Annotated in this window: 17 protein-coding genes and 1 pseudogene; 2 read left to right on the top strand and 16 right to left on the bottom strand. The window is 39.7% G+C overall.

Annotated elements, in window-relative coordinates:
- Together AC1DG9_RS13105 and dapA are read left to right on the top strand one after the other, a co-directional pair.
- The coding region (locus AC1DG9_RS13105; protein WP_477634727.1) for a helix-hairpin-helix domain-containing protein at positions 1-610 on the top strand (610 nt) is incomplete at its 5' end.
- A gap of 10 nt (positions 611-620) precedes the next feature.
- A complete protein-coding gene (gene dapA, locus AC1DG9_RS13100; protein WP_172660794.1) occupies positions 621-1,502 on the top strand; it encodes a 4-hydroxy-tetrahydrodipicolinate synthase in 882 nt (293 codons plus the stop codon).
- Positions 1,503-1,691: 189 nt separating this feature from the next.
- On the opposite strand, the gene AC1DG9_RS13095 is transcribed toward dapA, so the two are convergent.
- The 16 genes and pseudogenes from AC1DG9_RS13095 to AC1DG9_RS13020 all read right to left on the bottom strand — a co-directional run.
- Complete coding sequence (locus AC1DG9_RS13095; protein ID WP_048904203.1) at positions 1,692-1,868, bottom strand: hypothetical protein; 177 nt, start codon at positions 1,866-1,868, stop codon at positions 1,692-1,694.
- A gap of 259 nt (positions 1,869-2,127) precedes the next feature.
- Positions 2,128-3,369: an aminotransferase class I/II-fold pyridoxal phosphate-dependent enzyme gene (locus AC1DG9_RS13090; protein WP_172660795.1), complete on the bottom strand. Its 1,242-nt coding sequence runs from the start codon at positions 3,367-3,369 to the stop codon at positions 2,128-2,130.
- A gap of 159 nt (positions 3,370-3,528) precedes the next feature.
- Positions 3,529-4,921, bottom strand: a pseudogene (gene ftsZ, locus AC1DG9_RS13085) (cell division protein FtsZ).
- 129 nt (positions 4,922-5,050) lie between these two features.
- Positions 5,051-6,409, bottom strand: a complete 1,359-nt coding sequence (ftsA, locus tag AC1DG9_RS13080; RefSeq protein WP_048904200.1) for a cell division protein FtsA — start codon at positions 6,407-6,409, stop codon at positions 5,051-5,053.
- Between the two features lie 51 nt (positions 6,410-6,460).
- Positions 6,461-7,339 carry a cell division protein FtsQ/DivIB gene (locus AC1DG9_RS13075; protein ID WP_288883976.1) on the bottom strand — a complete coding sequence of 293 codons (879 nt, stop codon included), beginning with the start codon at positions 7,337-7,339 and terminating at the stop codon, positions 6,461-6,463.
- Positions 7,332-8,687, bottom strand: coding sequence for a UDP-N-acetylmuramate--L-alanine ligase (gene murC / locus AC1DG9_RS13070; protein WP_172660798.1), 1,356 nt, complete (start codon positions 8,685-8,687; stop codon positions 7,332-7,334). Before murC ends, AC1DG9_RS13075 begins: the two co-directional genes overlap by 8 nt.
- A complete protein-coding gene (gene murG, locus AC1DG9_RS13065) occupies positions 8,687-9,802 on the bottom strand; it encodes an undecaprenyldiphospho-muramoylpentapeptide beta-N-acetylglucosaminyltransferase (RefSeq protein ID WP_172661078.1) in 1,116 nt (371 codons plus the stop codon). Before murG ends, murC begins: the two co-directional genes overlap by 1 nt.
- Positions 9,803-9,811: 9 nt before the next feature.
- The gene (locus AC1DG9_RS13060) at positions 9,812-10,978 is read right to left on the bottom strand and encodes an FtsW/RodA/SpoVE family cell cycle protein (protein ID WP_052334066.1); all 1,167 of its coding nucleotides are present in this window, start codon (positions 10,976-10,978) and stop codon (positions 9,812-9,814) included.
- Positions 10,979-10,981: 3 nt separating this feature from the next.
- Positions 10,982-12,325, bottom strand: a complete 1,344-nt coding sequence (gene murD, locus AC1DG9_RS13055) for a UDP-N-acetylmuramoyl-L-alanine--D-glutamate ligase (protein ID WP_337715720.1) — start codon at positions 12,323-12,325, stop codon at positions 10,982-10,984.
- Positions 12,325-13,596, bottom strand: coding sequence for a phospho-N-acetylmuramoyl-pentapeptide-transferase (gene mraY / locus AC1DG9_RS13050; protein ID WP_477634726.1), 1,272 nt, complete (start codon positions 13,594-13,596; stop codon positions 12,325-12,327). The genes murD and mraY overlap by 1 nt, the downstream gene beginning before the upstream one ends.
- Positions 13,596-15,053, bottom strand: coding sequence for a UDP-N-acetylmuramoyl-L-alanyl-D-glutamate--2,6-diaminopimelate ligase (locus AC1DG9_RS13045; RefSeq protein WP_288884425.1), 1,458 nt, complete (start codon positions 15,051-15,053; stop codon positions 13,596-13,598). Before AC1DG9_RS13045 ends, mraY begins: the two co-directional genes overlap by 1 nt.
- Before the next feature lies 1 nt (position 15,054).
- Positions 15,055-17,151: a penicillin-binding protein gene (locus AC1DG9_RS13040; protein ID WP_337715722.1), complete on the bottom strand. Its 2,097-nt coding sequence runs from the start codon at positions 17,149-17,151 to the stop codon at positions 15,055-15,057.
- Positions 17,141-17,551, bottom strand: a complete 411-nt coding sequence (locus tag AC1DG9_RS13035; RefSeq protein ID WP_048904192.1) for an FtsL-like putative cell division protein — start codon at positions 17,549-17,551, stop codon at positions 17,141-17,143. The genes AC1DG9_RS13040 and AC1DG9_RS13035 overlap by 11 nt, the downstream gene beginning before the upstream one ends.
- Positions 17,548-18,453 (bottom strand): 16S rRNA (cytosine(1402)-N(4))-methyltransferase RsmH, encoded by a 906-nt coding sequence (gene rsmH, locus AC1DG9_RS13030; protein ID WP_172660802.1) that lies wholly within the window; start codon positions 18,451-18,453, stop codon positions 17,548-17,550. Before rsmH ends, AC1DG9_RS13035 begins: the two co-directional genes overlap by 4 nt.
- A complete protein-coding gene (gene mraZ, locus AC1DG9_RS13025; RefSeq protein WP_172660803.1) occupies positions 18,443-18,916 on the bottom strand; it encodes a division/cell wall cluster transcriptional repressor MraZ in 474 nt (157 codons plus the stop codon). Before mraZ ends, rsmH begins: the two co-directional genes overlap by 11 nt.
- A gap of 212 nt (positions 18,917-19,128) precedes the next feature.
- Positions 19,129-19,748: phosphoglycerate kinase (locus AC1DG9_RS13020; RefSeq protein WP_477634725.1), on the bottom strand; the 620-nt coding region annotated here is incomplete at its 5' end.

Raw genomic sequence — 19,748 nt, 5'->3', positions numbered from 1 at the left:
CATCAGCGATCTATATACACTTCATGAAAAAGCGGAAGAACTGAAAACCTTAGACCGCTTTGGAGAACGTTCCATCGAAAATATGCTTAAAGGTATTGAGGAGTCTAAACAGATGCCTTTTGAAAAAGTATTGTTCGGATTGGGTATCAGGTATGTAGGCGAAACTGTAGCCAAAAAATTAGCTTTCGGCGCTAAAGACATCGAGAAATTATCGACAGCCAGTCTCGAAGAACTAACCGCAATAGATGAAATCGGACAGCGCATTGCAGAAAGTATCATTGAATATTTTGGAAATCCGGAACATTTACATCAAATTGGGCTTTTAAAATCCTACGGACTTCAATTTGAAGCTATAGAAAATGAAATTGCTTTACAAAGTGACAAATTAACTGGAAAAACATTTGTAATTTCGGGCGTTTTTGAAAATTATAGCAGAGAAGAACTTAAGGATCTGATAGAAAGCAATGGTGGCAAAATCTTAAGCGGCATTTCGGCCAAGCTTAATTATTTGCTTGCCGGCGACAATATGGGTCCGTCTAAACTGGATAAAGCGAAAAAACTAAATGTACCACTGATTTCAGAGGGTGATTTATTAGAGATGTTGAAATAATAACTAAACAATGAACAAATTTCATGGAACGGGTGTAGCACTGGTTACACCATTTAATGCAGATGGGTCAGTAGATTTTGACGGGTTGAAAAACCTGATCAACTACCTGATCGAAGGAAAGGTAGAATACCTGGTATCATTAGGTACAACAGGAGAAGCATCAACACTCAATAAGGACGAAAAAAAGAAGATCTGGGAATTTACAGCAGAAATAAATAATGGCCGTTTACCACTAATTGCCGGTATTGGCGGCAACGACACCAATGTTATAGCGCAAAACATAAAAGATTTTGAAGTAAGTGGTTACGACGCCATTTTATCTGCCAGCCCATACTATAATAAACCAACTCAGGAAGGCATTTACCAACACTATAAAGCACTTAGTGAGTCTAGCTCACTACCAATTTTGTTGTATAACGTACCAGGACGCACAGGAAGCAATATCAGCGCCGAAACGACCTGTCGCCTTGCTACAGATTTAAAGAACATCATTGCCATTAAAGAAGCTTCTGGAAACTTTGATCAGTTTAATCAGATCATGAGAGATAAACCAGCCGACTTTATGTTAATTTCCGGCGATGATCCTGTTGCAATGCCAATGATATCATTAGGTGCCGTGGGTGTAATTTCTGTAATTGGAAACGCATTGCCAAAGCAACTGTCTGACATGATCAGATTATGCCTTGCTGGTGATTTTGCTAAAGCACTTCCGCTGCATCTTAGCTTAATCGAGTTTACCAGATTAATGTTTGTAGAAGGCAATCCGGCAGGCGCAAAAGCTGCCTTAAAACATTTTGGTGTATGTGATGATAACCTTAGACTTCCTTTGGTTAAGGTATCTCCTGCTATACGTGAGGCAATCATTGCCGAATCGAAAAAGATTACAGCTTAGTATTAGGTTGTACCACCATCGTCATCCTGAATTTAATTCAGGATCCTGGATTAGAAAGTCAGACCAGCGAGTGCGGGATCCTGAAATAAATTCAGGATGACGGAAAGTTTTAAAATATTATACAATAAAAAAAGCGTCGCGATAATTCRGGACGCTTTTTTTATTCATCAAAACAAAAATAAAGTGGTTCTAACCTTTATTTTTTGTTTCTTGAATCTCCAAACGAATCGTTTGAGCTAAGTTCTTAAGATCTTGCATACCTTTACGTACACGAGTACCTGCAGCGCTGTTCGCCTTGTTGTAGAATTTGTCGGCATCAGCTTCTAAAGCTGCTACAAGCTCTTTTACTTCATTAAATTTTTTCATCGTTAATTTACTCCTTTTAGGTTTTTAAGGTTTTGATTAATACTCTATTACTAAAGTAAGATGTTTATTTTACAAAAAAAACTTTTGGATTAATAAAAAAGTGCCTAAAACACTGTTTTTTTCCACATTATAGGGGGTTATGCACAATTAATCCGTCAAAAAACAAATTATCCAGTTGAAAATCAGATAATTACAAAACAACACAACATAAAAAAGCCCCTCCAATATACTTAGAGGGGCTTTTTTTATTGAATGAATTTTATGCTATTGAGAATTGATTCTCTTTATAGTATCCGCTTTTCAATTTATCTGAAACCTCGCTAAAGGCATCTAATGTACGCTGTACGTCTTCCATTGTATGAACAGCTGTTGGTATTAACCTCAACTCAATAAGTCCTTTAGGGATTACAGGATACACTACAATAGAACAGAATATTCCGTAATTCTCTCGCAGGTCCATTGTAAGCGCAGTAGCCTCCAATAGCTCACCTTTCAAGAACACCGGGGTAACCATTGTATTTGTTACACCTAAATCGAATCCACGCTCCCTAAGTCCTTTCTGCAAGGTAGTAGCAACATTCCATAGTTTCTCTCTAAGCTCCGGATTGTTCTTTAACAGTTCCAGTCTTTTTAACAAACCAATAACCATTGGCATAGGTAACGCTTTGGCAAAAGTCTGAGAACGCATATTGTAACGGAAGAAATTAGTCATCTCTTCTGTTGATGCAACAAATGCTCCAATACCAGCCATAGATTTAGCAAAAGTACCAAAGTAGACATCAACCCCATCAATACAGTTTTGCTCTTCATGAGTACCCGCACCTGTAGGTCCCATAGTACCAAAACCATGCGCATCATCAATTAATAAACGGAAGTTGAATTCTTTTTTAAGGTCAACAAGTTCCTTTAATTTTCCTTGCGCGCCCGACATACCAAAAACACCTTCAGTAATTACCAATATACCGCCACCGCTTTGTTCAACCAGCTTAGTTGCTCTTTCAAGCTGTTTGCGTGCGCTATCAATGTCGTTATGTTTGTACACAAAACGCTTACCCATGTGTAAACGTAATCCGTCAATAATACATGCATGAGATTCAGCATCATATACAATAACATCATTCCTATCCACAAGACTATCAATGATAGAAACCATTCCCTGATACCCGTAATTTAATAAGAAAGCGTCTGGTTTACCCACAAATGCCGCAAGCTCCTGCTCCAGTTGTTCATGGTATTTAGAGTTTCCCGACATCATGCGGGCACCCATTGGATAAGCCATTCCAAATTCTGCAGCACCTTTTAAATCAGCTTCCCTTACTTCAGGGTGATTGGCCAAACCTAAATAGTTATTTAAACTCCATACCAGATGCTCTTTACCGCGAAAGTTCATGTGAGGGGCAATATCACCCTCTAATTTAGGAAATGAGAAATATCCATGTGACCATTTGTGATGTTGCCCGATCGGGCCCATATGCTTTGCTATCTTTTCAAAAATATCCAATGTTATATGTATTAAGTTTTTTTATATTTTTTGCAAATTTAAGGTTAATATGACTGATACGCAACATCAGCATTTACCAAAGGCAAATACGCTATTATTATGCCAAAAAAGCCTTAACATATTTATTGTTAAGGCTTTCTATTTTTTTTATGTTAATAATTAATCAACGTTGTCATGAAGGAATGAGTTATTAGGTCTGATTTCAGTAGATCCATCTTCATCATTACTTAAAGTAAATCTTGAAACCTGAGACTCAGATGAGTGCTGAACCTGTTGCAACTGCATTTGCTTACGTTTGTAAGCTGGCTCATTCTCTAACTCCTGCAAACCATGGTTCTTCTTCAATTAAGGTATGTCTTACCACTGTATTTTCAGGCTCATCAGTTTTTCTGGCTTTATTGATATTAAATAAATCACCGAAAAGATCTGATTGCTTTATTTCTTCTTTGGCTTTCATAACCGGCTCCTGAGCAGGAACGTCAGCTTTAGGTTGTATGAAAGAATTGACAGGCTCTACCGGACGCACCATAGGTGCTTCTTCTGGAGTTAATAAAGAGATCTTTTTAACGTTCTTTTTATCTTCTTCACGCTGTTCTTTAGTTTGGAAGCCGGTAGCAATAATGGTTACAGATAATCTTTCACCAAGGTTTTCATCAATACAGTTACCCCAGATCAAATCAGCAGAAAGACCTGCTTTATCCTGGATATAATCAGTGATGATCGTTACCTCGTCCATTGTTACTTCCTGTACTCCGGAACTGATATTTAATAGGATATATCTTGCACCTTCAATCTCATTGTCTTTCAACAATGGAGAAGCCAAAGCACCTTCAACAGCATTTAATGCTCTGTTTTCGCCTTCGCATGCAAAACTACCCATTATAGATACACCGCTATCTTTCATAACAGTACGCACATCTTTAAAATCCACGTTGATGTATCCAGGTACAGTTATAATCTCGGCAATTCCTTTTGCAGCAGTTGTTAAAATATCATCTGCCTGAGCAAATGCTGAACCCAAAGTAAGGTTACCAAATATTTCGCGCAATCTGTCGTTAGAAATAACCAGGTAAGAATCTACATATTTTTTTAGTTCATCTAAACCATCGTTAGCCTGCATTTTACGTCTTTTACCTTCAAAGGAGAAAGGCGTAGTAATAATAGCTACCGTTAAAATATCTAATTCTTTTGCAGCTTTAGCTATGATCGGGCTGGCGCCTGTTCCGGTACCTCCACCCATTCCTGCCGTAATGAACAACATTTTTGTAGTGTTGCCCAGCATCTGCTTAATATCATCTATATTCTCTATGGCTGAATTTTTACCAACTTCAGGAATAGAGCCTGCACCCATACCTTCAGTTAAACTTGCACCAAGTTGAACCTTATTAGGAATAGGACTAAACTCCAAAGCCTGCGCATCAGTATTACAAATGATAAAGTCAACACCTGTAATTCCAGAACGGTACATATGGTTTACCGCATTACCTCCACCGCCACCAACACCAATTACCTTGATGATTGACGACTTATCTTTTAACATTTCAAACTGCATATCTTTATGAATCAGTTATTTAAAAATTCGTTTTTCCTGTTCATCTCTCTATGTAATATTAACACTTTTTTAACAGGCGTTTTCCACAACTGTTAAGAATGTGGAAAAATCGTGTTTTGTTGAAAAATATTACGGCTTTATATAATCTTCATCGCTTACATTCATGTCATCCTTGATGAAATCCTTTGTTTTAGCTAGAAGTTTATCAAATAATCCACCACCTGAACGTTTTACTTTCTCTTTATCTTTTGGTCGCTCTACAAATACTCCCGGTTGCTTCATTTCCTCAAGCAGCTCCTCAGCTTTTTGTATACCTTTAATTAATAAACCAACACTGGTAGCATACATCGGGCTTTTCAAATCATCATAGATGGTTTTAGGCATGTCTTCATATTTAGACAAATGCTCATTCGGATATCCAACACGGCAATCTAATCCGGTTACATATTCAACCAACTGCGACAAGTGTTTCAACAACGCACCACCACCAGTAATCACCACTCCTCCGATTAGTTTTTTCTCATATCCCGAAGATTTGATTTCGTAATAAACATGCTCAATAATTTCCTCCATACGGGCCTGGATTACATAAGCAAGATTTTTCACTGAAATCTCTTTAGGTTCTCTTCCTCTTAATCCCGGAACACAAATAATCTCGTTCTCTTTATTCTCTTCTGCAAGCGCAGAACCAAAACGGGTTTTCAACAATTCCGCCTGGTTTCTCATCACAGAACATCCTTCTCTGATATCTTCAGTTACACTGTTACCTCCAAAAGGAATAACAGCAGTATGACGGATAATTCCTTCATGGAAAATAGCGATATCGGTAGTACCACCACCTATATCTACCAAAGCCACGCCCGCCTCTTTTTCTTCATCGCTCAACACCGATTCAGAAGAAGCTAATGGCTCCAGTATCAATTCCTGAGTTTGTAACCCGGCATTGGTTACGCATCTCATTATATTTTTTACCGCAGTTACCTGACCGGAAATGATATGGAAGTTTGCTTCCAAACGCACTCCTGCCATTCCAATAGGATCTTTAATACCCGGCTCATTGTCGATAGTAAACTCTTGTGGCAATACATGGATGATTTCTTCTCCTGGGGGCATAACCAGTTTGAACATATCATCAATTAGCTTGTCAATATCCTTCTTTCCTATCTCATTATTTAATTCTCTTCTGGTCAAAATACCTCTGTGTTGTAAACTTTTGATATGCTGGCCAGCAATACCTACATTAACAACGCGGATTTCGACGTTCGATTGCCCGCTTGCAAGTTCTACCGCCTGAGCTATCCCCTGAACTGTTTTCTGGATATTGGATACCACACCACGTGTTACCCCTGCGGATTCTGCTTTTCCTATACCTAATACTTCTATTTTTCCGTGTTGTGTTCTGCGACCAACGATCACACAGATCTTAGTAGTACCAATATCCAACCCTACTACGATTGGAGACTGAGTGGTTAATTTTTCTTTGCCCATAACTATATTGATTTGTTGAGTTTATTATTTCTGTTTTTCCTGGTATCTGTTTTAATTATCATCCTTTAGTTCTTCCGGCATCTCTTCGCGAACCATCGTATCTATCGGTTTCTTTTTCAGAGAATCTAACCTGGCTACCTCTGATAAAGAATCAATCTTGTTCTTTTCGCAAACAACTTGATTGGTATATTTTATATTGATGGTTTTATAGGTGTCCCATCCCACCTTCGGCATTGCCTTATCGTAAAAAGCGCGCAAATTCCTCATCTTAACTTCCAGTGAATCTGCAGTCCCCAAAATGATCCGCTGATTGCCTACTCGCGGCACCAATTGAATATCATTTTTATCATCTACAATCAATTGCTCGATCTGCTCATTCCATAATGTATCCTGTTCTATATAAAATGCGGTTTTATACAGATCCTTAGCCAGCTTGGTAATCAACGTATCTACCTTACCACTAAAATGCTCCATTATTTTTCCGTTTGCCACCAATACGCTGGCTGTAAAATTTGGAGAAATAGGCATTTTCAATCCATTCCTATCGATATAAAAATCCTGATCACTAGCATTTATGACCCTTAATATCGGCTGGCGCTGTTTCACGTTAATATGAATTACCCCATTCATATCTGCGTAAACTGTTGCAAAAGCGATGTAAGGATTCGCCTTTAATTTTTGTTCTATTTCTTCCAGATTAATCTGCTCCAGTTTCTTACCAATCAATATACCCTGACTCTGTTTTAAAATTGCATCTACTTCTTCCCTTTCAATAAAGTTATCCGCTCCCGGAATTAAGATTTTAATATTGGTACAAGTCACAGTATCTTTCTTAATGCTCACAAAACTCATGAGCACTATAATTCCGGCCAGACTAACTATCCAGGCAAAACCTTTAAATACCGATTTCCAATTTATCCTCTTAAGCATTTGTCAACAGGGTTTTTAGTGGTTGTATCAATGTATCTATATCACCGGCACCTACAGTTAAAAGTAACTCAGGCTGCTTGTTCTTTATGCGTTCTACAACTAAATCTTTTCCACATATCTCTTTGTCTTTCAACGAGATCTTATCTAACAAATACTGCGAATTAATCCCTTCCAGCGGCAATTCCCTGGCCGGATATATTTCCAACAGTATCAAATCATCGGCAGTGCTTAAAACTTGTGCAAAATCATCTGCAAAGTCGCGGGTACGGGTAAACAAATGTGGCTGAAAGATCACTGTCAGTTTCTTATCAGGATACAATTGTCTTACCGCGTTAAAGCAGGCCCTTAGTTCTTCAGGATGATGGGCATAGTCATCTATATAAATATGCTCCGGAGAATTTACGATATACTCAAATCTTCTCTTTACACCCTTAAAATTACCTACAGCAGTTTTTATCTTTTCGGGATCAATACCCAGTTTCAAAGCAACAGCAATTGCTGCCACCGTATTTTCTACGTTATGTTTTCCCGGAAGCATCAGGCTTATTCCTTTAATCGAATGATCGGCATCCTCATAATCGAATACAAAACTTGCATGCTCCACCCTGATGTTTTTAGCCTTAACCTGCGAATCCAGATCAGCACTATAACTTATCGAACCGGCAATAGGCAAGCCTTTTTTAGCAAACAGGGTACCTTCAGGTTTTAGCTGACCGGCAAACAATTGAAACGACTCCTGCAATTGCGAAGCATCACCATAAATATCCAGGTGATCAGCATCCATAGAAGTGATTACCGAAATATCCGGATGCAGTGTCAAAAATGAACGATCATATTCGTCAGCCTCTACCACAACCACATTGTTACTGCCAATCAAAAAGTTACTGCTATAGTTCGTAGCTATACCGCCTAAAAATGCGGTACAGCCATAACCTGTGTCAGTTAAAATATGCGCAACTACTGATGAAGTAGTGGTTTTACCATGTGTACCGGCAACAGCAATACAAAACTGGCCTTTACTAATGATGCCCAAAACCTCCGAGCGCTTTTTAAGTTTAAAGCCATGCCCTTTATAATAATTCAATATTTCAGAATTCTTAGGAATTGCAGGCGTATAAACTATCAGTGTTTCTTTATCATCAGCAGTAAAGCAATTAGGCAAGGTATCCTCATTGTCGACGTAAGATATCAAAACACCCTCCTGCTCAAGAGCAGTTGTAAGGTTGGTCTTTGTTTTATCATAACCGCAAACAATACATTTTCTCTTCACAAAATAACGGGCAAGGGCACTCATTCCAATTCCACCGATACCAACAAAATAAACTCTTTTTATATTGTCCAGTTCCATTATTCCTGCCCCCCCTTTCCAGCTAAAATTAAAACCTGTTGTGCAATCAGATTATCGGCATCAGGCAAAGCCATCTCAGCAATGTTCTCAGAAAATATCTTACACCGTTCCTTATCTTTTAGCAGCGACAATGCTTCAGGCACCAGCGTATCTTCGGCAGAGTGATCTGTTATTAACATTGCTGCATTGTTTTTCACTAAAGCCAGGGCGTTTTTGGTCTGATGATCTTCGGCCACATTTGGCGAAGGAACCAGGATAACCGGTTTTTTAATCAAACACAATTCTGCAATGGTACCGGCACCAGCTCTTGATATAATAAGATCAGCAGCGGCATAAGCCATGTCCATCTTATTCAGAAATTCCAGAATTCGTACATTCGGATGAAAATTCAAACCTAAACGTTCCACAATTCCTTTGTAGTAAAACTTACCGGTTTGCCATACCACCTGTACATCTTCCTTCAATAGCTCAGGCAAGTGTTTTTCAATGCTTTTATTTAAAGTACCGGCCCCCAGGCTACCACCTGTAACCAATATTGTTTTCTTAAGCGGATCAAGCTTTAGCAATTCTGCTCCTGCATGATGCTTGTTTAAAATATCAACAACATCTTTTCTTACCGGATTTCCGGTTTTCAATATATTGGCAGCAGGGAAAAACTGATCCATACCATCAAAAGCCACGCAAACTTTAGCCGCCTTTTTCCCCAGCCATTTATTAGTTATACCTGCATAAGAGTTCTGCTCCTGTATCAGGTAAGGAATATTTTTTAAAGATGCAGCATACAATATCGGTCCTGATGCATAGCCTCCAACCCCAACTACAACATCTGGTTTAAATTCAGAGATCAGCTGCATGGCTTTTTTAACACTTCCTAAAAGCTTAAATGGCAGGCCAAGGTTTTTAATAATAGATCCCCTTTGGATACCGCTGATATTTAAACCCACAATTTTATATCCGGCAGCAGGAACCTTTTCCATTTCCATTCTGCCTGTAGCACCAACAAATAATATTTCGCACGCTGGCTCCATACGCTTCAGCGCATTGGCAATAGATATGGCCGGAAAAATATGTCCGCCAGTACCGCCACCCGAAATAATTACCCTTGTTGGTTTCATCATCTTATTTTATGCCATTGCAGGTATTTCACCCACAATCACTTTTTTACTATTATTTTCTTCAACATCCTTGCTCACACTCAATATTATCCCAAATGCAATACTGGTAAATAACAGAGAGGTTCCACCCATACTCACCAGCGGTAAAGGCACACCGGTAACCGGGCCCAAACCAACAGCAACAGCCATATTTGCAAAGGCCTGTATGGTTAAACTAAAACTTAAGCCTGCCGCCAGCAATGCCCCAAATGCCTTGGGTGCCCTGGTTACAATCTTTATGCATCGATAAAGCAGCACCAGATAAAGCGACATTACAATTATCCCCCCTATAGTTCCGTACTCTTCAATGATCATTGCAAACACAAAATCAGAATACGGATGAGGCAAAAAGTTCTTTTCTATACTATTCCCCGGACCTTTACCAAAAACCCCGCCAGAGGCCAAAGCAATTTTGGAATGGTCGGACTGAAATGTTTTATCAGAGTTCTGACGCTCCGGGTGCATATAAGTCTCAATACGAGATTTGTACACTTCCCTACGTGGACCTAAAAAGGCTACAAAAAGCAACAGTACAAAACCACCCGCACATACCATCATGATCTGCTTAATACTGATACGGCCAATAATCAACAACAAAATACTTACACCAAAAAGCATTAAAGCGGTCGACATATTTGCCCATGCAATCAGCACAAACACCACACAAACAGAACCCATAATCGGGATAAATGCTTCTTTAACGTCTTTAATATTCTCTTGCTTTCTGGTCAGCATCCTGGCCAGAAATGTAATTAAAGCCAGCTTGGCCAAATCCGAAGTTTGAAACGTTAAACCGATCAGCGGTATCTTAACCCATCTCGAAGCATCATTTACATTGGCTCCAAAGATCAGCGTATACACCAGCAATGGAATCGTAATTACCATCAGTACTTTAGAAATTCCGGCATAGTACCTGTAATCCAAAAGGTGGGCTATATAAATCATAGCAATACCTATCAGCACAAATATCACGTGTTTGGTCAGCAATAATTTTTCCACTCCTACACCACGCTTAAATGCCAGAGTACTGGTAGAACTGTATACTACCAAAATGGAAATAAGCGACAACAAAATGATGATCAGCCAAATCCAGCGATCTCCTTTTGTCTTGTCCAGAAGTTTATTTATTGCAACCATAGTCTACAATTCTTTAACGGCACTCTTAAATTGATTGCCTCTGTCTTCGTAATTTTTAAATAAATCAAAGCTTGCGCACGCTGGCGAAAGCAAAACCGTATCTCCTTTTTTAGCCAGGTGATAGGCTACCTGCACCGCTTCATGAGCAGAAAAAGTATTCACTATAATCTCTACATCATCTTCAAAAGCCTCRTGAATACGCTTATTGTCTTTACCCAAACACACAATGGCTTTCACCTTCTGGTGCACCATATCCTTAAGCATATTGTAATCATTACCCTTATCAACACCGCCCATAATCAGAATCACGTCAGTTCCTACACTCTCCAAAGCGTACCAGGTCGAATTCACGTTAGTGGCTTTAGAATCATTGATGTAATCCACCCCCGAAATCTTTGCCACATGTTCCAACCTGTGTTCAATATTCTTAAAATCTCCCATACTTTCGCGGATGGAAGTATTTCGAATGTCTAATACTTTGGCTACTATGCCCGAAGCCATAGAGTTGTAAATATTATGCTTGCCCTGAAGGGCTAACTCTGAAATAGACATGGTTAGTTCGTCGTTTAGGTGTATATTTATGTGTATGTTATTGCTTTCCAGGTATGCCCCGCTCTCAATCTTTTTACGAATGGAGAAGGGATACATTTTTGAACTTACGTTCGTTGTTTTTAAAACCTTTAAAGTTTCAGGGTCATCAGCGCAGTAAATGAAAACATCATCAGCTGTCTGATTTTGGGTAATGCGCATTTTCGATGCTGCATAATTACCCAGTTTATAATCGTACCTGTCTAAATGGTCAGGTGTAATGTTCAATAATACCGCTATATCGGCTTTAAACTCATGCATGTCATCCAGCATAAAGCTCGAAAGCTCCAAGACATACCAGTCATAATCGGCAGTTGCCACCAAGGCCGCAAAGCTATGCCCAACATTTCCGCCAAGTCCTACATTAAAACCTGCTTTTCTCAGCGTGTGGTAGGTAAGCATGGTAGTGGTTGTTTTACCGTTCGAACCGGTAATACAAATGGTTTTTGCATTGGTATACCGTTTGGCAAACTCAATTTCCGAAACCACAGGAATCCCCTTTTTCTTAATCTCCTTAATGATCGGAGCGGTATCAGGTATTCCCGGACTTTTTATCACTTCCGCTGCATTCAATATCTTTTCAGCAGTATGCTGTTTCTCTTCAAAAGGGACACGTAATTCCTCTAAAATCTCTTTATACTGGGTGGCAATAGCACCAAAGTCCGACACAAAAACATCAAAACCCTGTTTCTGCGCCAGCATTGCCGCTCCAACCCCACTCTCTCCTGCACCAAGAATTACAATTTTATCGTTTTCCATTACCGCAGTTTTAAAGTGACTAAAGTGATGATGGCCAATAAGATTCCAATAATCCAAAACCGGGTTACGATTTTAGCTTCATGGTATCCTTTCTTTTGATAGTGATGGTGCAAGGGCGACATCAGGAAAACCCTTCTGCCCTCGCCAAACCGTTTTCTGGTATATTTAAAATAGCTTACCTGAATAATTACAGATAAATTCTCTATCAGAAAAACCMCACATAAAACCGGGATCAATAATTCTTTTCTAATCATGATAGCAAAAACGGCAATGATACCCCCAATGGCCAAACTTCCTGTATCACCCATAAATACCTGGGCAGGATAAGAATTGTACCATAAAAAGCCCACACAAGCACCCACAAAAGCGCCCGCAAAAATCATCAGCTCACCCGAATTGGGGATATACATGATGTTCAGGTAATCGGCAATGACGGTGTTACCCGACACGTAGGCCAACAGACCAAGTGTTAAGCCAATAATAGCCGATGTACCCGTGGCCAGCCCATCAATACCGTCGGTAATATTGGCACCATTGGATACCGCAATTACAATTACAATTACAAATAACAGAAAAACTACAAAAGCATATTTCTCATAGCCAGGGCCTAAAAACTTAAGCACCTTAGCATAATCCATTTCGTTATTTTTATAGAACGGAACATTGGTAAGGGTCGACTTAACATCCTGAGTATAATAAAAACTCTCTCCCTTTTGTCTCAAAACCATAGGTGCAGTAGTCTTGGCACCTATACCGGTTGTCGCTTTTGTATTTGTGGTCTCATCAACAGTTTGCCTTACCACAATATTCGGGTTAAAATACATTGTCCAGCCAACAATAAGTGCCAGCCCAAATTGTCCAACTACCTTAAAACGACCTGCTAATCCTTCTTTATTTTTTCTAAAAACTTTAATGTAATCATCAACAAAACCTATAACCCCCATCCATATAGTGGTTACAATCATCAGGATCACATAAATATTAGTAAGGTTGGCAAACAACAATGTAGGCACCAATATGCCCAGCAAGATGATAATACCCCCCATAGTAGGTGTACCTTGTTTTTGCATTTGCCCTTCCAGGCCAAGGTTCCTAACCGTTTCACCCACCTGCATTTTGTGCAGGTAATTAATCAATCTTCTACCGTAAACAGTAGTAATGATCAGTGAGATAATTACAGCCAACGAGGTACGGAAGGTGATGTATTGAAACAACCTCAATCCTGGAAATTCATAATTCTGATTCAGATACTCGAATAAATAATACAACATTAGCCCATCAAGTTAAATTGTTCCATCAATACCTCTTTATCATCAAAATGATGTCTAACACCATTTATTTCCTGATACTTCTCATGCCCTTTGCCTGCCAATAAAATAATATCACCAGGTTTGGCCAAATGACAGGCAGTTTTAATTGCCTCTTTCCTGTCCACTATGCTTAATGTTTTTCTTTTATTTGTTGGCGAAACACCTTTTTCCATATCCTCCACTATCGTTTGCGGGTTTTCCGTTCTCGGATTATCCGAAGTTAAAATCACCTTATCACTCCAATCACAGGCTACCTGTGCCATAATAGGTCGTTTAGTTTTGTCCCTATCGCCACCACAGCCAATTATCGTAATTACCTGTTCGGTGCCTTTTCTTATATCCTGTATGGTGCTCAATACATTTTGTACTGCATCAGGAGTATGTGCGTAATCTATTATCCCAATTATGTTCTGGGTAGAAGTGATGTATTCAAACCTGCCTTCAGCGCCTGTTAACCTGCTCAATACAGTCAGTACAGAAAGCTGATCCTGCTCCAACAACATTGCCGTGCCATATACCGCAAGCAAATTATATGCGTTAAAAGAACCCACCAGTTTAAAGAACACATCAGCCCCGTCAATATCAAGATGCAAACCGCTAAAGCTGTTCTCAATCACCTTTGCTTTAAAATCAGCAAGCTGTTTGAGCGCATAGGTTTTTTTCGATGCCTTAGTGTTCTGAAGCATCACCATTCCGTTTTTGTCATCAAGATTAGTCAATGCAAAAGCCGATTTTGGCAACACATCAAAAAATGCTTTTTTAGCTTTAATGTAATTATCAAAGGTTAAGTGAAAATCTAAATGGTCGTGGGTAATGTTAGAAAACACTCCTCCCGAAAAGCTTAAGCCCTCAATTCTATGTTGCACCACCGCATGCGAGCTTACTTCCATAAAGCAATAGCTGCAATCGGCCGCTACCATATCCTGTAATAAGCTATTTAAAGCCAGCGGATTTGGTGTAGTATGCGTAGCAGGAATCACCTCGTCGTTAATATGGTTCTCCACTGTCGAGATCAAACCAACCTTATAACCAAGTTCTCTGAATAATTTAAATAACAATGTAGCAATGGTAGTTTTACCATTAGTACCGGTAATACCAATTAACTGCAGTTTAGAAGAAGGGTTGCCGTAAAAATTAGAAGCCATAATGCCCAGCGCAGCAGCACTGTTTTCGACCTCTACATAGGTTACCAGCTCATTTTTAACCTCAGGTATCGTTTCACAAACTATAACACTTGCACCAGCTTCAATGGTAGCCTGAATAAAAGCATGCCCGTCAGACAAAGTACCTTTAACAGCAAAAAACACAACATCCTTAACAACCTGACGCGAATCAAACACCAAAGCGCTAACCTCCCTGTTGGTTGATCCAACCAGGTTTGTTATTGCTACTCCATATAAAACTTCCTGCAACTGCATCCTATTGTAATTCAAGTTGAACTAATAATCCTCTTCCTATTCTATTTCCGGCAGGAATAGACTGCGCTATAACCTTACCACCACCTTTTACCCTGGTTTTTAAACCTGCATTACCCAACAGGTATAAAGCATCTTTTAAACCCATCCCCTTTACATCAGGCATCACCCCTTTTACGGCAGCATGCTCTTCGTAAGGAACGCCGTTATTGGTATCAATACCACTTACAGACCTATCTGCATAAAGCGCTTTAATACCCAGGGCTTTGTAAATCTTTTTAACCGCTTTACTCTCGCCCACCTTCGCTTCGGGAGCCTTGGTATTACCTACCAGGTGATTTGGAATATCGTTGTACATTTCCATATCGCTGGCATAAATGCGATCAGCAATCTCTTTAAATACCGGCCCGGCAACTGCCGCACCATAGTATCCATTTTTAGGGCCGTTAATGGCCACCATAATGGAGTATTTAGGTTTATCAGCAGGGAAATAACCGCAAAAAGAAGCCTGATAGCTTTTCTTAGCTTTATAACCTTTATTACCATCAGCTACCTGAGCGGTACCTGTTTTACCGGCTACCCTGTACAATGGCGATCCCATTTGCTTACCGGTACCTTTAGTAACTACCGATTCGAGCATTGCCTGTAATTTTTTAACCGTTTTCTCAGAGCAAACCCGTTCCGAGATCACCCTTGCTCTGAACTGCTCAATCGGATTTCCCAGTCTGCGGATTTCCTTAACAAAAATTGGCGCTATATACTTACCATCATTAGCAATGGCATTATAAAAAGTTAGCATTTGCAAAGGCGTAATCTGCATTTCATAGCCATAAGCCATTTGAGGCAGGGTCATGTTTTTATTCCAGCTTTTAAACGAAGGATTTTTTATCACGGGTTTAGTTTCTCCCGGTATCTGCAATCCAAGTCTTTCATTCATATGAATATCATACAGGTGATCTGTAAATTGCGATGGATTATCCTGATAAGCCGCATTCACCAATTTAGCCACAGCTGTATTTGCCGATTGCTCAAAGGCCTTCATTACCGTAACCGTTCCAATACCACCATGCGAATCCTTAATGGTATGTCCCGGAATCCTGTAATACCCATCTCCTGTCGCTACCATGGTATTGGTATCTACTTTATTATCTTCCAGTAGCGCCATGTACGAAGCCAGTTTAAAGGTCGATCCAGGATCCTGACTGCCACCAATGGCATAGTTAAACTTCTCTTCGTAAACCCCTTCTTTAACCCTTGTGTAATTGGCAACCGCCCTTACCTCGCCAGTAGTAACCTCCATTAATATCACCGTTCCGTGATCAGCATCGCTTATTTTCAACTGTTTTTCCAACGCGCTTTGCGCCAGATCCTGCATGTTAATGTCAATGGTCGAAATAATATCGGCACCCTCTTTAGGTGCTACCTCAGCTTCATCATTAACAGGCATCCAAACCCCACCTGATATTCTCTGAACCAGTCTTTTTCCGCTTTCACCATTAATATACTCACCATAAGCACCTTCTAAACCAACCCCATTGCTTACATTTTCATTTTTATAACCAATAGTTCTTGCGGCCAGGTATTTAAACGGCTTAATTCTTTTATTTTGCTGAACAGCAATTAAACCACCAGTATACTTCCCTACATTATATAAAGGAAATGTTCTTATGGTTTTCAATTCCTGGTATCCAACTTTACGCTTAATCAATAAATAACGAGCACTATCACGTCTGGCAGAGCGTAAATACCTCGAGTACTCTTTAGGCGTTTTATCTTTAAAGAATTGCGATAACCTTAAAGCCAGCGAATCCACCTTACCATCAAACACCTCACTATCAGCAATACCACCGGCATACATATCCATACGGAGCTCATACTCAGGAATAGAAGTTGCAAGCAAACTTCCATCGTTTGAGTAGATATTTCCACGCGCGGCTTCTACATTGATATACTTTGTAGAGAGACTATCGGCCATGGCACGCCATTTATGTCCCTCCACAAACTGTACATCGCATAGTCTGATCAGTACTGCCACGGCAAACAGTACAATCAGTCCGAAAGACAGATAAACACGTAATAATATGTTAGCTCTAATATTCATTACTGCTTATTACAATTTTTTTAGGCGGCTCTGTTAATTCCTTAATTCCAAGCGTATCCACCTTTTTAGCAACCTCTGTTAGTTTACTTTTGAACATCAAATCAGCTTTAAGCGATTTGTATTCCCAGCTCATTTCTTTTACCTCTTTACTTAACTGATCAATATTTCTGATGTTTTTGATGGCCATATGGCTATTCGCGATATACAGCATTCCTAAAACCGACAGAAATATCAAAAACGGCAACATCTCTGTTGCAGCTTCCTTACTCACTACACCCTCAGTAAATAACTTTTTAAAGAACTGATTTTCAGATACAGGCTCTTTCTTCTTAATCCTGATATCCAATTCCTCTTCTTCTTCAGGCTCTTCGTCTATATGTTCCCTAAACCTGTTATTCATAACTTCTCTCCAATCCTTAATTTCGCACTCCTGGACCTGCTATTGCGTTCCAGCTCAGCTTCATCAGCCATCACAGCTTTCCTTGTTATTACTTTAAAAGGCTTTTGTTCGTTACCAAAAAAGTCTTTATCAACCTCGCCTTTAAACTTTCCTTTGGCCAGGTAATTTTTTACCGGCCTGTCTTCCAAAGAATGGTAAGACATCACCACCAGACGTCCACCACTCTTTAGCACATCAGCAGTCTGTGCCAGAAAATTCTCCAGCACTTCTATCTCGGCATTCACCTCGATGCGCAGGGCCTGAAAAACCTGCGCCATATATTTATTTTCTTTTCCCTTTGGAATGTGTGCCGCAACTGCCTTTTTAAAATCAGCCAGTGTTTCTATGGGGCGTTCTATTCGACCGGTCACTACAGCCTTAGCCAGCGACTTTGCATTTTTCACCTCACCATAAATACCAAATATCCTGTGCAGCTTTTCTTCAGTATAAGTATTCAACACCTCCGCAGCAGTCAGTTTACCCTGTTTGTCCATCCGCATATCTAATGTAGATTCAAACCTGGTCGAGAAGCCTCTATCCGGTTCATTAAACTGATGAGAAGAAACACCAAGATCAGCCAGAATGCCATCAACAGCTTTAAAGCCTAATAAGCGAAGGTTATTTTTAAGGAATGCGAAATTCTGATCAACAAAATGAAAGCGCGGATCATCAATCTTATTTCTTTGTGCATCCGGATCCTGATCAAAAGCGATCAACACGCCATCTTTACCGAGATGTTTAAGGATTTCTCTCGAATGTCCGCCACCGCCAAATGTCACATCAACATACACGCCATCTGGTTTAATATTTAAACCATCGATGCACTCTTTCAACAAAACCGGAACATGGTAATTATTCTCCATTTTCCCTCCTGTTCTTATCCCCCATTACTTCGGCAGCAAGCAGCGCAAAGTCGGCAGGATCTTTATCAAATAATGCTTCGTATGATTTTTTAGACCAAACCTCAATCTTATCAAACTGACAAGCCAGTACCAGTTCAGTATTAATTTCAATACCTACCGATTCCATTAAAGAGTTAGGCAAATTAACCCTGCCGGTTGCGTCCAGCGTCAATTCTGTAGCACCGCGGGTAAATAATCTTATAAATTCTCTGTTTTTTTGTTCGTACGGATTCAGCTTACTCAAGTCCTCCACTATCTTTTCCCATACTTTTTTAGGATAGATTACCAGATGTTTTTCAAAACCCCGGTTAACCACAAGTCCCTCTTGCTCAACATTAGGCAATTGTTTTTTCAGGCTCGAAGGGACCATCAAGCGGCCTTTCGCGTCTAATTTACAATCAAATTCTCCTAATAACTGAACCATTATAATATGTGCACTTTTTATGTAGTGTAAAAATAGGTACTTCTACCACTTTTTACCACATTCTACCACAAAAAGTTTTCCACATATTATTTCTCTACCACTTTCCCCCATATTTAGCATAAAAAGGCCATAAATCATGGTGGGAGGAAGTGGTAAACAAAACAGGCGTTTCGCAAAAACGAAACGCCTGTCCTTAAAATTAGTCAGGTATACTAGTCATTTATAGCCTTAACACCTGGTAATTCTTTACCTTCCATATATTCAAGCAATGCTCCACCACCGGTCGATACATAACTTACTTCATCTTCTAAATTAAACTTCGCAATTGCAGCAGCCGAATCACCACCGCCAATTAAAGAGAAAGCGCCGTTTTCTTTGGTAGCTGCAACAACTGCATCAGCAATTGCGCGTGTACCTACCTCAAAATTAGCCATTTCAAAAACACCCATCGGGCCATTCCACAATAATGTTTTAGAGTCTTTAATGATGTTCGAGAACAATTCAGCCGTTTTCGGGCCAATATCTAATCCCATCCAGTCAGCAGGAATTTGTCCAGAATCAACTGTACCTTTTTCGGCATCATTGTCAAACTTATCAGCAATAACAGTATCTACAGGTAAAACAAGGTTTACACCTCTGGCCTTAGCTTTATCTAACAACTCAAGGCAAAGCGCCATTCTATCTGCTTCCAACAATGAGGTACCAATTTCACCACCTTGTGCTTTAGCAAAAGTATAAGCCATACCACCACCTATAATCAGGTTGTCTACTTTTTCAAGCAAACTTTCAATTAATAAGATCTTGTCTGAAACCTTAGCACCACCCATAATAG

It is taken from the genome of Pedobacter sp. 05L430 (assembly GCF_056397585.1).
This window is presented reverse-complemented; position numbering and strand designations above follow the sequence as displayed.

Bases quoted from the DNA above. Each gene is read 5' to 3' on its own strand.
- dapA (WP_172660794.1), top strand. From the start codon at position 621: ATGAACAAATTTCATGGAACGGGTGTAGCACTGGTTACACCATTTAAT.
- rsmH (WP_172660802.1), bottom strand. From the start codon at position 18,453: ATGGAGAATAATTACCATGTTCCGGTTTTGTTGAAAGAGTGCATCGAT.
- AC1DG9_RS13095 (WP_048904203.1), bottom strand. From the start codon at position 1,868: ATGAAAAAATTTAATGAAGTAAAAGAGCTTGTAGCAGCTTTAGAAGCT.
- AC1DG9_RS13075 (WP_288883976.1), bottom strand. From the start codon at position 7,339: ATGCTTAAGAGGATAAATTGGAAATCGGTATTTAAAGGTTTTGCCTGG.
- AC1DG9_RS13060 (WP_052334066.1), bottom strand. From the start codon at position 10,978: ATGGTTGCAATAAATAAACTTCTGGACAAGACAAAAGGAGATCGCTGG.
- AC1DG9_RS13045 (WP_288884425.1), bottom strand. From the start codon at position 15,053: ATGCAGTTGCAGGAAGTTTTATATGGAGTAGCAATAACAAACCTGGTT.
- AC1DG9_RS13040 (WP_337715722.1), bottom strand. From the start codon at position 17,151: ATGAATATTAGAGCTAACATATTATTACGTGTTTATCTGTCTTTCGGA.
- murC (WP_172660798.1), bottom strand. From the start codon at position 8,687: ATGGAACTGGACAATATAAAAAGAGTTTATTTTGTTGGTATCGGTGGA.
- mraZ (WP_172660803.1), bottom strand. From the start codon at position 18,916: ATGGTTCAGTTATTAGGAGAATTTGATTGTAAATTAGACGCGAAAGGC.
- ftsA (WP_048904200.1), bottom strand. From the start codon at position 6,409: ATGGGCAAAGAAAAATTAACCACTCAGTCTCCAATCGTAGTAGGGTTG.
- murG (WP_172661078.1), bottom strand. From the start codon at position 9,802: ATGAAACCAACAAGGGTAATTATTTCGGGTGGCGGTACTGGCGGACAT.
- AC1DG9_RS13035 (WP_048904192.1), bottom strand. From the start codon at position 17,551: ATGAATAACAGGTTTAGGGAACATATAGACGAAGAGCCTGAAGAAGAA.